The sequence below is a fragment of the Chromobacterium sp. W521 genome (assembly GCF_052805975.1).
In genome coordinates, this window is record NZ_JBRBAF010000036.1 from 1 (window position 1) to 1,922 (window position 1,922).

General features: G+C 70.1%; 2 protein-coding genes. Both read left to right on the forward strand.

From position 1 onward, the window contains the following. Positions 1–471, forward strand: a 471-nt coding sequence (locus ACUXV1_RS23165) for a phosphopantetheine-binding protein (RefSeq protein ID WP_446016765.1), incomplete at its 5' end; no start/stop codon positions are given. Further along, positions 468–1,922: condensation domain-containing protein (locus ACUXV1_RS23170; protein WP_446016764.1), on the forward strand; the 1,455-nt coding region annotated here is incomplete at its 3' end. The genes ACUXV1_RS23165 and ACUXV1_RS23170, both read left to right, overlap by 4 nt.

Here is a 1,922-nt window from a genome sequence, read left to right on the forward strand (position 1 = left end):
GCCGAGCTGCCCGAGCACATGCTGCCCGCCGTCATCGTGACGCTGGAGCGTTTCCCGCTGACCCATCACGGCAAGATCGACCGCGCCGCCCTGCCCGCGCCGGAGCCGCTGGCGCGGCGCGCCTTCGAAGCGGCGCGCACGCCCAGCGAATTCCTGGTGGCGGAGGTGTTCGCCGACCTGTTGCAGCTGCCGAAAGTCAGCCGCGATGAAAGCTTCTTCGAGTTGGGCGGCGACTCCATCCTGGCGGTGCGCGCCGCCAACCGGCTGCGCGAACGCCTGGGCGTTCCGCTGCCCCTGCGCCTCCTGTTCGAACATCCGCGCGCGGCGGAGCTGGCGCAACACATCGACGCGCAGCGCGGACAGACATCGGCCGCCTCGCCGGTGCGGCAAGCGCGCCGCCAGCTGGCGCGCGTCACGTTCGGCGCCGACGGCGACACCTCATCCCAGCAGTCCAATCAAGGCCAACCATGAACGCAATTGACGCCCACGCCTCTTTCGACGCCTATGTTTTCCCGCAATCCGGCGCCCAGCGCCGCTTGTGGACGCTGGCGGACCTGGCGCCGGACTCGACGGCCTACCACATCCCGCTGGCCCTGCGCCTGCGCGGCGCGCTGGACGCCGACGCGCTGCAAGCCGCTCTGAACGCCTTGGTGGCGCGCCATGAGATCCTGCGCACTCAATATGATCTGGTCGACGGCGAACCCTGCCAGTTGATCCGCCCGCAAGCCGGTTGCGAGCTGCCGCGCACCGCCTGCGACGAGGCAGGCCTGCCGGCGCGCTTGCGCGCGGAAGCCGCCCTGCGTTTCGATCTGCGGCGCGATCCGGTGATCCGGGCGCGCCTGTTTGTTCTGGGCCCTCAACACCATGTGCTCTCCATCGTGATCCATCACATCGCCTGCGACGGCTGGTCGCTAGGCGTGATGGTGCGCGAACTAGGCGCGCTCTACCCGGCGCTGGCCGCCGGCCTACCCGCGCCGGCCCTGCCCGAGGCGCTGCAATACGCCGACTTTTCCGAGTGGGAACGCGAAACCCGCGCCGGCGGCGACAGCGACGCCGATGCGCTGCGCTACTGGCGCGAACGCCTCGCCGGCCTGGACGGCGAAATGGAGCTGCCCGGCGATTACGCCGCCGGCCAAAGCCGGAGCGAGGAAGCCGGCCACGTCAGCCTGACGCTGCCGGCTTCGCTGGTCGACCCGCTGCGCAAGCAGGCCCTCGCCGCCGACGCCACCTTGTTCATGGCCTTGCTCTCCGGCTTCCAGGCGCTGCTGCAAAGGCTGAGCGGACGCGACGACATCTGCGTCGGCAGCCCTGTGGCCAATCGCGACCGCGCCGAGTTCGAACAGACCCTGGGTTTCTTCGTCAACACCCTGATCCTGCGTCAGGATCTGAGCGGCTCGCCCAGCTTTTCTCAATTGCTGACGCGCAACCGCGCCGATTGCCTGGACGCCTTCGCCCATCAGCACGCGCCCTTCGACCAGGTGGTGAAACTGGCCGGCCCCCGTTCCCAGGCCCAGGACGCGCCGTTCCGCGCCCTGTTCGCGCTGCAGAACGCGCCGCTGGGCCGTTTGGACTGGCAGGGCGTGGAAGCGGAAGCGCTGCCGCTATTCCCCGCCGACGCCAAATTCGACCTGAGCCTGATGCTGGAGCCGGCCGGCGACGGCCTGCGCGCCACGCTGGAATACCGCGCCGGCCTGATCGGCGCCGACACCGCGGCCCGCTGGCTGGAACACTATCGTGAGCTGCTGCAATCCGCGGCCGCTCAACCGGATTGTCCTGTGGCGCGGCTGCCGCTGCTGAACGCCGAGCAAGCCGCCCAGGCTCTGGGCCCCGCGCCAGTTTCCGTCGCCCCGCCCCATCCCGATCTGTGCAGCTGGTTCGAGCACACCGCCCGGGCCTTCCCCGAGCGCGTCGCCGTTCAGGGT